The 11,858-nt window shown below is 37.1% G+C and carries 12 protein-coding genes; 9 read left to right on the top strand and 3 right to left on the bottom strand.

Annotation, left to right across the window (positions count from 1 at the left end):
* Positions 1–95: 95 nt before the first annotated feature.
* Positions 96–1,850: an amidohydrolase gene (locus tag I3217_RS03075; RefSeq protein ID WP_435048261.1), complete on the top strand. Its 1,755-nt coding sequence runs from the start codon at positions 96–98 to the stop codon at positions 1,848–1,850.
* A gap of 76 nt (positions 1,851–1,926) precedes the next feature.
* On the opposite strand, the gene I3217_RS03070 is transcribed toward I3217_RS03075, so the two are convergent.
* On the bottom strand, positions 1,927–2,304 hold the full coding sequence (locus tag I3217_RS03070) for a winged helix-turn-helix transcriptional regulator (RefSeq protein WP_435048260.1): 378 nt from the start codon (positions 2,302–2,304) through the stop codon (positions 1,927–1,929).
* Positions 2,305–2,449: 145 nt separating this feature from the next.
* On the opposite strand from I3217_RS03070, the gene I3217_RS03065 reads away from it, so the two are divergent.
* From I3217_RS03065 to I3217_RS03045, 5 genes are all read left to right on the top strand, one after another.
* Positions 2,450–3,331: an SDR family oxidoreductase gene (locus tag I3217_RS03065; protein ID WP_435048259.1), complete on the top strand. Its 882-nt coding sequence runs from the start codon at positions 2,450–2,452 to the stop codon at positions 3,329–3,331.
* Positions 3,332–3,385: 54 nt separating this feature from the next.
* The gene (locus I3217_RS03060) at positions 3,386–4,177 is read left to right on the top strand and encodes a glucose 1-dehydrogenase (protein WP_435048258.1); all 792 of its coding nucleotides are present in this window, start codon (positions 3,386–3,388) and stop codon (positions 4,175–4,177) included.
* A gap of 64 nt (positions 4,178–4,241) precedes the next feature.
* The gene (locus I3217_RS03055) at positions 4,242–4,538 is read left to right on the top strand and encodes a DUF3861 domain-containing protein (RefSeq protein WP_435048257.1); all 297 of its coding nucleotides are present in this window, start codon (positions 4,242–4,244) and stop codon (positions 4,536–4,538) included.
* Positions 4,539–4,607: 69 nt separating this feature from the next.
* Positions 4,608–6,365 (top strand): 2-succinyl-5-enolpyruvyl-6-hydroxy-3-cyclohexene-1-carboxylic-acid synthase, encoded by a 1,758-nt coding sequence (menD, locus tag I3217_RS03050; RefSeq protein WP_435048256.1) that lies wholly within the window; start codon positions 4,608–4,610, stop codon positions 6,363–6,365.
* Positions 6,366–6,438: 73 nt separating this feature from the next.
* Entirely contained in the window at positions 6,439–7,272 is an 834-nt protein-coding gene (locus I3217_RS03045; RefSeq protein WP_435048255.1) for a CvfB family protein, read from the top strand.
* A gap of 1 nt (position 7,273) precedes the next feature.
* Here the strand turns inward: I3217_RS03045 and I3217_RS03040 are convergent, their stop codons facing one another.
* Complete coding sequence (locus I3217_RS03040) at positions 7,274–7,642, bottom strand: PKD domain-containing protein (protein WP_435048254.1); 369 nt, start codon at positions 7,640–7,642, stop codon at positions 7,274–7,276.
* Between the two features lie 107 nt (positions 7,643–7,749).
* Here I3217_RS03040 and I3217_RS03035 point away from each other — a divergent pair, with 107 nt between their 5' ends.
* A complete protein-coding gene (locus tag I3217_RS03035; RefSeq protein WP_435048253.1) occupies positions 7,750–8,835 on the top strand; it encodes a glycoside hydrolase family 53 protein in 1,086 nt (361 codons plus the stop codon).
* A gap of 58 nt (positions 8,836–8,893) precedes the next feature.
* On the opposite strand, the gene I3217_RS03030 is transcribed toward I3217_RS03035, so the two are convergent.
* A complete protein-coding gene (locus I3217_RS03030) occupies positions 8,894–10,009 on the bottom strand; it encodes a C1 family peptidase (protein WP_435048252.1) in 1,116 nt (371 codons plus the stop codon).
* A 54-nt stretch (positions 10,010–10,063) separates the two neighbouring features.
* On the opposite strand from I3217_RS03030, the gene I3217_RS03025 reads away from it, so the two are divergent.
* The gene (locus I3217_RS03025; protein ID WP_435048251.1) at positions 10,064–10,903 is read left to right on the top strand and encodes a 1,4-dihydroxy-2-naphthoyl-CoA synthase; all 840 of its coding nucleotides are present in this window, start codon (positions 10,064–10,066) and stop codon (positions 10,901–10,903) included.
* 9 nt (positions 10,904–10,912) lie between these two features.
* Complete coding sequence (gene menA, locus I3217_RS03020) at positions 10,913–11,815, top strand: 1,4-dihydroxy-2-naphthoate octaprenyltransferase (RefSeq protein WP_435048250.1); 903 nt, start codon at positions 10,913–10,915, stop codon at positions 11,813–11,815.
* The last annotated feature ends 43 nt before the right edge of the window (positions 11,816–11,858 follow it).

The raw sequence follows: 11,858 nt of genomic DNA, 5'->3' as shown, positions 1-11,858 counted from the left end.
ACAGTTTTAGATTAAGTATTTTTAATGTAATAAATGGTCTGATTAATAACATAATAAGTCAGCCATTCTTTAAAAATCATTAAAGCTAATAATCAATGAAACTAAAGATGCTGTTTTTGTTGTTAATAGGAACCGTATTAACAACAGCTTGTAAAGAATCCCCCAAAGAATCCTCAACCGAGAATTACGAAACCACAGAAAATATAGAAGCTTCCAATGTTGCTGTGTATTACAATGGCGATATTATCACTATGGAAGGCGATGCCCCGGAATATGTCGAGGCTTTGGTTGTTAAAGATGGAAAAATTGTCTTCACGGGGAAAAGTGATGAGGCGATGTCAGCGGCCGGACCAGGTCATAAAATGATAAATCTTGATGGACATACCTTACTTCCAGGGTTTATCGATGGGCATGGCCATGCATGGAATGCAGGATTTCAAGCCGTATCAGCCAATTTGTTACCTGCACCAGACGGTGAAGGCAAGAGTATCGACGATATTATTAGATTGCTCAATGCGTGGAAAGCAAATAACACCGAAGCCATTTCAAAATATGGTGTTATTGTAGGATTTGGATACGACGATTCACAATTGAAGGAGAAGCGGCATCCAACGGCAGATGATCTGGATAAAGTATCTACGGAGTTACCAGTGTATATTATTCACCAATCGGGGCATTTAGCCTCTACCAATCACAAAGGGCTGGAAGTAGCAGGTTATACTGCTGGTGTAAAAGATCCTGCAGGAGGGGCTATACGAAGAGAAGATGGTACAGATGTACCGAATGGTGTTTTGGAAGAAATGGCCAGTTTTATTCCTTTAATTAAATTCATGTCTACTTTAGACACCAAAGCGAATGAACTTATAGCCAAAGCAGGCATAGACGCCTACATTAAGTTTGGTTATACTACTGTTCAGGAAGGGAGAGCAACATCAGACAATTGTGAAACCTGGAAAACTCTGGCCGATAGGAATGAACTTCCTGTAGATGTAGCTGCCTACCCGGATATCCAGTCACAAATGGATTATATGTTGGCTCATGGCGACAGCGATCAGTATACCAATCATTATAGAATAGCAGGTGTAAAACTGTCTTTAGATGGTTCTCCTCAAGGAAAAACGGCCTGGTTAACCAAACCTTATAAAGTACCGCCTGCGGGAAAACCCAAGGACTATAGAGGCTATCCTGCGATAAAAGAAGATGCCGAAGTTCTTAAATTTGTAGACACGGCCTATGCACATAACTGGCAGATTTTAACCCATTGTAATGGCGATGCTTCAGGAGACCAATTAATAGAAGCCATTACAAAAGCCACCGAAACTTATGGCCAAAAAGACAGGCGCCCGGTAATGGTACATTCACAAACCGTCCGTTTTGACCAGTTGGATAAAATGAAAGCATTAGGCATGTATCCCTCTTTTTTTAGTATGCATACTTATTATTGGGGCGATTGGCACCGTGATGAAACCTTAGGAAAGGAACGCGCTTACAAAATCTCTCCAACAGCAACAGCCTTGAAAAAAGGCATGATTTTTACCGAACACCACGATGCCCCAGTGGCATTACCTAGCAGTATTATGATTTTACATACTACCGTAAACAGAGTGAGTAGATCTGGAGATATTATTGGACCAGATGAAAGAGTGAGTCCATACATTGGGCTGTGTTCACTTACCAAGTGGGCTGCTCACCAATATTTTGAAGAGGATTCCAAAGGTACTTTAAAAGCTGGTAAATTGGCCGATCTAGTTATACTGGATCAAAATCCTTTAAAAATAGATCCAATGAATATTAAAGATATTACAGTGCTGGAAACTATTAAGGAAGGGAATACAGTATATAAAAAGTAGAAATGAAATGTAATTCTGCTACCCTTAATTGAAGTATAGCTATTTAAGCTAATTGTTTAATATAAATTAAAGTTTATTATCCCGCTTTTTTAGCTTTGTTATAACGCGCTCTGTTTTGTACTATGGTTTCCATATGTGTTTTAGACCAGTTCGAAAGGGCTTCTATGTGGGGTAATAAGCTTTTAGCTAAATCGGTTAAACGATATTCAACTTTAGGAGGGATTTGAGGGTAAACTTTTCTATGTATTAAGCCATCGGCTTCAAGGTTTTTTAATGACACCGATAGCATTTTTTGAGAAATATCTCCGATATTTTGATGCAGTTCATTAAAACGCAATACTTCATTACTGTCTAAGACCATTAAAATCAATATAGACCATTTGTCTCCTATTTTATCCAGTACATGTCTTATAGGACAATTATCTGTTTCAAAATATTTTATTTCTTTTTTCATTATAAATTACTGATTTCTACTAAAACTAACCTTTAGGTAAGTAGTTGAGGTTTAGGTGCGTTCTTGTGTTTTTGATACTTACTTTTTAACTTTGACTTACTAAAAGTTAGTAAATATAATAAATATATTAATACGCATAAAAGTCATGATATTAGTAACAGGAAGTAGTGGTCATTTAGGGGCTGCTGTAGTAAACGAATTATTAAACAGAGTAGAAGCAAAAAATATAGCCGTAATGGCTAGAGATGTTAGCAAATTATCTGAATTCAAAGCCCTTGGCGTAGAAGTGCGTCAGGGAGATTATAACGATTTAAAGTCTTTGATTTTGGCGTTCAAGGATGTTGATAAATTATATTTTGTATCGGGTTCTGATATAGAAAAGAGAAATCAGCAACATATTAATGTTGTCGATGCAGCTAAAGAGGCAGGGGTTAAACATATAATTTATACCAGTTTTCAGCGTAAAACAGAGGCTAAAGATTCAGTTATCGGATTTATAGCCAATTCTCATATCGATACCGAGGAGTATATAAAAGCATCAGGTATACCTTATACTATTTTAAAACATGCTTTATACATGGAAGTTATTCCGTTGTTTATCGGTCAACAGGTTTTAGAATCGGGGGTGGTTTATATTCCAACAGAAGATGGCAAAGTCAATTTTACCTCGAGACAGGATTTAGCAGAAGGTGCAGCCAAGATTTTAACCACAAACGGACATGAAAATAAATATTACGAGTTTGGTAGTGATGTAGCTGTAAGCATGGAAGATATAGCACAAATCCTTTCGAAGCTTTCGGGAAAGAATATTTCATTTGTTAGTCCTACAACCCAGGACTTTGTAAAAACACTTGGGGAAATAGGTGTGCCAAAACCAGCCATTGATATTACTTTAGGCTTTAGTGCAGGTATTGCAGCAGGAGAATTCAATGCGCCTACTACAACTTTAAAGGATCTTTTAGGGCATGAATTAATTAACATCCCGACCTTTCTGGAAGCTACTTATCTCACGACAGAGACTATTTAAGATGTTGTATAGAACAAAACGGAATTTTAATTAAAAGCTATTAAAAAAAGTAATATGAATACATTTAAAGATAAATCCATAGTAATTACAGGAGCAGCTATGGGACTTGGTTTAGCAACAGCAAAGTATTTAGCAGTTAAAAATGCTAATCTTACTTTAGTAGATTATAATGAAGAGGCTTTAGGTAAAGCAGCAGAAGAGATTTTGGCGACTTCTCCGGAAGTAAAACTAAAAACGGTAAAAGCAGACGTGTCCAAAGAGGAAGATGTTAAAAGGTATGTCGCAGAAGCTTTAAATGCGTTTGGGAAAATAGATGGCTTTTATAATAATGCCGGAATCGAAGGTCGACAAGCGCCTTTAACGAATTATGAAATAGACGTTTTTAAGAAAGTAGTTGATATTAATTTATTAGGAGTGTATTACGGCATGCGTTATGTTATTCCGGAGATGCAGAAGCAAGGTAGTGGACGAATAGTAAATGTAGCCTCGGTTGGTGGTATTCGTGGCGTATTAAATCAAACTCCTTATGTGGCCACGAAACATGCTGTAGCCGGAATGACCAAGAATGCGGCTTTAGAGTATGCCCGAGATGGTGTTTATACCAATGCTATTGCGCCAGGTGCAATTTTAACGCCTATGGTGGCCGAAGCTTTTAAACAGGTAAATCCGGAAGATCCCAAAGCAGCCGAGGCAGAATTTGCCCAAAGAAATCCTACCAAACGCCTTGGTAAACCAGAGGAAGTAGCCAGTTTGGTGGCCTTTTTATTAAGTGAAGACTGTCAATATGTAAACGGACAGGTTATAGCAATAGATGGCGGGGAATCGAATATTTATGGTAATGCCTAAGTTGTTATTGTGAACAAAATTAAAAGTCCTATATTAATAGGACTTTTATCTCTTTATGAAAATTATGACAAAGAAAGTTAATACATATAAGCTTACATTAGAGCAGGTAGATTTACATGATAAGGATCTGAAAACCTCAGAACCTTTGAGTTTTGAATTTGAAAATCATGACGAAATCTTTGAAATTATAAAAAAGATGAAGTCTAAAAACATTTTTAAAAGTGACAAAGAGGCAACAGAATTTGCTTTAGGTTTAAAACTGTTTAGTGAAGTGATGGTAAAAAACAGAGACCATAAAATCTTTAAAAAACTTCTGCCTGTATTTGGGAAATTTATGAAAAAATTAAAGAAATACAAGTAAAGTGGGATTTCTTGCAATTTAAGTTCAGGAATCCTTAATTTTACACCTCATATTTTAGACTTATTTTCCATGATATATTCTGCGATTCCACTCGCACAAACAGTGATTCAGCTTTGTAAAGCTAAAAACTTAAAACACATTGTTATTTCTCCCGGGAGCCGAAATGCGCCTTTAACTATAGGCTTTACCCACGATCCCTTTTTTAAATCCTACAGCATTGTAGACGAGCGTTGCGCTGCATTTTTTGCTTTAGGTATGGCACAGCAGCTTAAAGAGCCCGTAGCTGTGGTTTGTACTTCGGGGAGTGCCTTGTTAAATTATTATCCGGCTGTTGCAGAAGCGTATTACAGCAATATTCCACTAGTGGTATTATCGGCAGATCGACCTGCGCATAGGGTAGGAATTGGTGACGGACAAACGATTAATCAGCCCGATGTGTTTAAAAACCATATCCTGTATTCGGCTAACCTGAAACTCGATGTTAAGGAAGAACACTGGCATCTGGCTTCAGAAGCACTTCCGGTATTTAAAACCATCGAAGACAAATTAGACCAGGTATTTCATTTTCAGAAAAGTACTCAGGATTTTAATGAAGCTGAAATTAATACGGCTTTAAATACAGTATTGGTTAGTAATGGGCCGGTACATATCAATATCCCGTTGGATGAACCTTTGTATAATTGCGTGGAAAGCTTAAGTGTAGACCCAAAGGTGACTGAACCTGAATCAATGAATCTGGAAGTAGATCTGGAAACACTTGAATTTTGTGCAGACGACTGGAATGCGGCAGAACGTAAACTTATTCTGGTGGGAGTTAACGGACCTAACGAGGTAGAGCAGGAGTACCTGAATTGTCTAGCCGAAGATGAAAGCGTTATTGTATTTACAGAAACGACCTCGAATATTCACCATGAGACATTCTTTCCGAATATCGATAAAATCATTACACCTTTAAACGAAGAAGAATTTGAAAAGCTGCAGCCGGAAATTCTTTTAACGTTCGGAGGTTTAATTGTGTCTAAACGTATTAAAGCGTTTTTACGTAAGTACAAACCCAAGCAACACTGGCATATTGGTACAGAACCTGCTAACGATACGTTTTTCTGTTTGAATAAACATATTAAAACAACTCCAAATCAGTTTTTAAAGCAGTTTACTAAGTCTATTACTACGGTAGAAAGCCCTTATAAACCTACCTGGACGTATATAAAAGCATTAAGAACCACGGCACATGAGGCAGTATTAAAAAGTATTCCGTATTCCGATTTAAAAGTGTTTGCTACCATTTTGCCGGCTTTACCTAAGGATTCTGTGTTACAGCTTAGTAATAGTGCCACAATTCGCTATACCCAGTTGTTTAATCTGGATCCGTCAATCGCAGTATTTTGTAATCGCGGCACCAGTGGAATCGATGGAAGCACTTCTACAGCGATAGGTTGTGCAGCGGTAAACAGCAAGCCGACGACGTTAATTTCGGGTGATTTGAGTTTTTTATATGATAGCAATGGTTTGTGGAATAATTATATACCTGATAACTTCAGGGTTATTGTTATCAATAATTCAGGAGGCGGAATTTTCAGAATATTACCAGGGCACAAAAACACCGAGAATTTCGATTATTTCTTTGAGACTAAACACGAATTAAGCTGTAAGCAGCTGGCCGAAATGTATAAATTCAGTTACCAGGCGGTTTCAGATGAGGTTTCGCTTCAGGAGGCATTAGAATCTTTTTTCAATAAAGGAGCACAACCTAAATTACTGGAAATTTTCACGCCTTCAACAGTAAACGATACTGTAATTTTAGACTATTTTAAAGCATTGAGATAGGCAGAATACAGAAACAGAAAATAAGGACGTAAGCAATTTTAATTTAAAGCAATAATAGCATTATCTTTGCCACATGATACACTTAGGAGAATATAATACGCTAACCATTTTACGCGATACCGACCCGGGATTATTTTTGGGTGATGATGAAAACAACGAAGTTCTACTTCCAAACCGCTATGTGCCTGCTCATTTTGAAATTGGTGAAGGTATAGAGGTGTTCGTGTATTTAGATAATGAAGAACGTATTATAGCCACAACAGATAAGCCTTATATTAAAAAGGGCGATTTTGCGCTATTGCGTTGCAATCAAACCAATGAGTATGGTGCGTTTTTAGATTGGGGACTTGTAAAAGAATTGTTTTGCCCGTTTAAGGAACAGGCCTTTAAAATGAAAAAAGGTGGCTGGTATTTAGTGTATTGCTACGAAGATGAGAAAACGAATCGTTTGGTGGCATCGAGTAAAACCAATCATTTTTTAAGCAATAAAAACCTTACGGTAAAGCAGTTTGATGAGGTAGATATTATTATATCTCACCCGTCAGATTTTGGTATGAATGTTATTGTGAATAAGCAACATACCGGTTTAATTTTTAAAGATGACATCTTTAAAGACTTAAACGTAGGCGATAAAATGAAAGGTATTGTTAAAAAGGTTCGTCCTGATAATAAATTAGATATTAGTCTGGGGCAAATCGGTTACCGCAGCATTGAACCGAATGCTGATGTCATTATGGCCGAACTGGAGGATAACAGTGGTTACTTAAATTTAACAGATAAGTCGGACCCGGAACAGATTCGAGAAGTTTTGCATATGAGTAAAAAGAACTTTAAAAAAGCAGTAGGAACCTTGTATAAACAACGCCTGATTGAAATTAAAGAAGACGGTATTTACCTTATGTCTTAGCTTATTTAATAATCAATGTAGTAGTAAGTAACGGCTCGCAATACATCGTTTCATTTTCCAGGCTGGGTCTTACTGTAATGGTATAGGTGCCTGGAGTACTGAAAGTATGACTTAAAGTTTTGGAAGTGATGTCTTGAATGGTACCATCTCCAAAATCCCAGCGCGAAATACCTTTATAAAGATATTCTCCTCTATAATTTAAATCGAAGGATACCAGTCTGATGTTTTTAGTATTTATACTGTGGTTTAACTGAAAATGACTTTGCTCTAACTGGCAATCTATTCCGCCTTCAACTTCGTCGTTACTGCAGTTTAATAACAATAAAAGAGCGAAGATTAGTAATCCAAATATGTCGTGTTTTACAGGCATTGTAGTGTTTCCTTGGTTATATCTAAGATAATAAAAAATCACGATTTATATTTCTTACTATTTGGTTAAATTGTAATATTAGCTTTAATAGAAAATCTAACCAAACTATGAACTTAAAACACTTTATATATTTTACAATATGTTGCTTCGTTTTTACATCCTGTAATTCGACGGATGATGGAAATGGTTCCATTGAGACTCCTGAGTATCATGAATATATTTCGGCCGTAGATATTTCCAGTTGGCCGGAAATAGAAACCTCCAATCCTACATTTTACGATGCCTATGGCAATACGGTTGGTTTTATCACACAGTTAAAAAGTAATGGCGTAAATACGGTTAGGTTACGTCTTTGGGTAAACCCTCTAAGCAAGCATTCTGGATTTGATGAGGTAAAAACGTTTGCTACACAATTAAGAACTGCAGGTTTTAAAATCTGGTTGTCTGTTCATTATTCCGATAATTGGGCAGACCCCGAGCATCAAAATATTCCTGAATCCTGGCAAGGACTTTCGTTTTCAGAATTAAAGGAAGAAGTGGGGATTTATACGAAAATGATAGTTCAAGAACTTCAACCGGAATACATTCAAATAGGTAACGAAATTAATCTCGGGTTTTTATTGCCACAGGGAGATATCAACACCAATTATACGCAGTTTAAAAGCTTGATGGAAACCGCCATTACTTCTGTTAGAAACTATTCTTCTGAATCTAAAATTATATTTCATTTTGCTGGATTAGAACATGCCGATTGGTTTTTCGGTCAGGTAAATGATTTAGATTATGATATTATCGGACTGTCGTATTACCCAATCTGGCACGGCAAAAGTTTAACAACTTTACAAAATACGATGGCGAGTTTAAGTTCTAAATACGATAAAGACATCGTAATTGCTGAAACAGCTTATCCGTTTACTTTAGACTGGAACGATTGGACCAATAATATTGTTGGTCAAGACAATCAGTTAATTACAACTTATCCGGCCACTCCAGAAGGGCAGTTAGATTTTGTAAATAAAATTAAAACCATTGCAAAAGATGTAGAACGAGGTATTGGTTTCTGCTATTGGGGTGCCGAACTTATTGCCTGGAAAGGAGATGAAGCTACAGATGGTTCGCCGTGGGAAAATCAAGCAATTTTTGATTTTAATAATAAAGCTTTACCTGTTTTAGAGGCATTTCTGGTAGAGTAGTGTAAAAAAAAAGCGTCCTAAAATTAAAGGACGCTTTTTTTATAAGTTTGTATATGGACTAGAAGTTTAAATCTTTTTTAATGCTTCTTGGTATCGCATTTTTATGCACCATTATAGAAATGGTTTTTAGTTTAAAGTAGGCTTCACTCATATAAATATAACCGTCATTCGCTACGCGGTCTGAGTTGCCTCCCCAGGAGTTTTTTACTTTAAAATAGGTGTTCCCTTTCTGGTCTTTCACCAATCCTACAATATGCATTAAATGGTCGTCTGTAGTATTAAAGTTTTCAAATTCCTGCTGACGGTATTCAGGAGTTACTTTTACTTCCTTTTCAATTTTGGTTAAAGCCGACTCGTAATCTTTTGCATCTTTAGGCATAACAGCAATCCCGTGTTTCGACGAAAATGTTTTTTCGCTTACATCGCAGTCCAGTTCTAATGTATAACCGTTTTTAAGAGCATCTTTAGCAATATCAACTAGTTCCTCTAATTCAATATTATAAAAGCTTCCGTTGGAAAAATTATCAGGTATATCTAAAATAAAACTACTGTTATAAGGTTTGTGTGTAAAAGAGGTTAACGTAACATAATCTTGTAATTGTAAACCTGTCATTGTTAAGAATGATTGAGGCGTATAGGTAGCACCTTCGTAAGTAAACGAGTTTATATTTTTACCTAGTGCATCGTCTAAGATATCTGAAACATCGTTTTGCCAGTTTCCGTCGTAAGTGGTCGGATTTTTAATATACGCGTCTAAAACTGTTTTTAAATCGCCTACTATAGCAGAATGGTCATGTTTGTCCTGTTTCTTTTTAAGACCGGTGTATACGTCGTTAGGGACTAAACCATATTGAGAAGCACTGTTAATTACATCGTGAGCAAGTCCGCCTTCGCTAAACTGAGCTTTACCCTGACGCATTACGTAATTCCATGCTTTAACCGGGTAGGTTTGTCTTACGTTATAAATTTCAGATAAATCAATTTGTTTACCTGTAGTACGTATAATTTCACTTTCTAAAAACGACGAGGTAGAAAAGCTCCAGCAGGTTCCTGTTTTACCCTGACTTAGTACAGGGGTCGTTTCAAGATCTGTAAGGGTTTCAAATTTATAAGCCTGAGAAAAGGCATTGGTCGATAAGGCCGCTATCAGCAAGAAAAAGGGATATTTTTTCATTCTTAATTAAAGGGGTTTGTTTAAAATAATTTATTTTTGGCTAAAATAATAAAAATGGAAAAAGCCAATTGGGTAACAGCCAAAGAATACGAAGATATTACCTATAAAAAATGTAACGGGGTAGCCCGAATTGCATTTAACCGTCCAAATATACGCAACGCTTTCAGACCAAAAACTACCAGCGAATTATACGATGCCTTTTACGATGCTAATGAAGATGTTAACATTGGAGTAGTATTGTTATCGGCCGAGGGACCGTCTACCAAAGACGGTGTCTATTCGTTCTGTAGTGGAGGCGATCAGAACGCTCGTGGAAAACAGGGCTATGTTGGGGAGGATGGATATCACCGTTTAAATATTTTAGAAGTACAACGCCTTATACGTTTTATGCCTAAAGCCGTAATTGCAGTGGTTCCAGGCTGGGCTGTAGGTGGCGGACATTCATTACATGTGGTGTGCGATTTAACGCTTGCCAGTAAAGAACACGCCATTTTTAAGCAAACCGATGCCGATGTTACCAGTTTTGATGCCGGTTACGGATCAGCTTATTTGGCCAAAATGGTAGGGCAGAAGAAAGCCCGTGAAATTTTCTTTTTAGGACGTAATTATTCTGCTCAGGAAGCTTTCGAAATGGGTATGGTTAATGCCGTAATTCCACACGACGAGCTTGAAGATACAGCGTATGAGTGGGCTCAGGAAATCCTGGCTAAATCGCCAACGTCTATCAAAATGCTGAAGTTTGCCATGAATCTTACCGACGATGGTATGGTAGGGCAACAAGTCTTTGCAGGTGAAGTAACACGTTTGGCATATATGACCGATGAAGCCAAGGAAGGGCGTAATGCGTTCTTAGAAAAACGTAAGCCTAACTTCGAGAAAAAGTGGATTCCATAATAGAGCAGCATGTCAAATTTTTCTAAATGGGTTTCGGCCATGCGCTTGCGTACGCTGCCTCTTTCCGTTTCCGGAATTATAATAGGGAGCTGTCTGGCTGCTTATAATGGTTATTTTAATGGTCTTATTTTTACATTGGCCATACTTACAACTTTAAGCCTTCAAATTCTGTCTAATTTGGCAAATGATTATGGCGATGGAGTTAAAGGTACAGATAACGACGATCGCATCGGTCCAACGCGAGCATTGCAAAGTGGCGCTATTACAGCGCCCCAGATGCTAAAGGGGATTAAAATAAATGTTGCCATAACAGTTGTATTAGCACTGGCGCTTATTTATGTGTCTTTTGGTGCAGAAAACTTTTTGTTGTCCTTGGTGTTCTTAGTTCTTGGCGTGGGTAGTATAATGGCAGCAATAAAATATACTGTAGGTAACTCTGCTTACGGCTATAGAGGTTTGGGAGATGTCTTTGTGTTCCTGTTTTTCGGCCTGGTAAGTGTTATTGGTAGTTATGTGCTTTATGTGAAACAGATACATCACTTGACTATTTTACCTGCCTGTGCCATAGGTATGTTAAGTGCTGGCGTATTGAACCTTAATAATATGCGGGACATAGCGTCCGATTCCAAATCCAATAAAAATACACTGGTTGTAAAACTGGGGAGTGAAAAAGCTAAAATATATCATTATGTTTTGGTAGGAGGTAGTATGTTACTTATCCTTTTATTTGGCATTTTATATTATACTTCGCCGTTTAACCTCATGTTTTTAGTGGTTTTTATCCCCTTAAGCAAGCATTTGGTAACGGTTTACAAGAATAATAACCCAAAAGATTTAGACCCGGAGCTTAAAAAGCTGGCTTTAAGTACGTTTTTCCTTTCGATACTTTTAGGTATTGGCTACATATTGTAATAGATTTCCTGATAAAAGTGTTAAAGTAATATGAAACTGTTTC

Origin of the sequence: Formosa sp. S-31 (genome assembly GCF_051172795.1) — a bacterium.
Classification (GTDB): Bacteria; Bacteroidota; Bacteroidia; order Flavobacteriales; family Flavobacteriaceae; genus Formosa.
This window is presented reverse-complemented; position numbering and strand designations above follow the sequence as displayed.

What these genes read in the sequence shown, in the direction of transcription:
- I3217_RS03055 (WP_435048257.1), top strand. Translation starts at nt 4,242, where the DNA reads ATGACAAAGAAAGTTAATACATATAAGCTTACATTAGAGCAGGTAGAT.
- I3217_RS03070 (WP_435048260.1), bottom strand. Translation starts at nt 2,304, where the DNA reads ATGAAAAAAGAAATAAAATATTTTGAAACAGATAATTGTCCTATAAGA.
- I3217_RS03065 (WP_435048259.1), top strand. Translation starts at nt 2,450, where the DNA reads ATGATATTAGTAACAGGAAGTAGTGGTCATTTAGGGGCTGCTGTAGTA.
- I3217_RS03045 (WP_435048255.1), top strand. Translation starts at nt 6,439, where the DNA reads ATGATACACTTAGGAGAATATAATACGCTAACCATTTTACGCGATACC.
- I3217_RS03060 (WP_435048258.1), top strand. Translation starts at nt 3,386, where the DNA reads ATGAATACATTTAAAGATAAATCCATAGTAATTACAGGAGCAGCTATG.
- I3217_RS03025 (WP_435048251.1), top strand. Translation starts at nt 10,064, where the DNA reads ATGGAAAAAGCCAATTGGGTAACAGCCAAAGAATACGAAGATATTACC.
- I3217_RS03030 (WP_435048252.1), bottom strand. Translation starts at nt 10,009, where the DNA reads ATGAAAAAATATCCCTTTTTCTTGCTGATAGCGGCCTTATCGACCAAT.
- menD (WP_435048256.1), top strand. Translation starts at nt 4,608, where the DNA reads ATGATATATTCTGCGATTCCACTCGCACAAACAGTGATTCAGCTTTGT.
- I3217_RS03040 (WP_435048254.1), bottom strand. Translation starts at nt 7,642, where the DNA reads ATGCCTGTAAAACACGACATATTTGGATTACTAATCTTCGCTCTTTTA.
- menA (WP_435048250.1), top strand. Translation starts at nt 10,913, where the DNA reads ATGTCAAATTTTTCTAAATGGGTTTCGGCCATGCGCTTGCGTACGCTG.
- I3217_RS03035 (WP_435048253.1), top strand. Translation starts at nt 7,750, where the DNA reads ATGAACTTAAAACACTTTATATATTTTACAATATGTTGCTTCGTTTTT.
- I3217_RS03075 (WP_435048261.1), top strand. Translation starts at nt 96, where the DNA reads ATGAAACTAAAGATGCTGTTTTTGTTGTTAATAGGAACCGTATTAACA.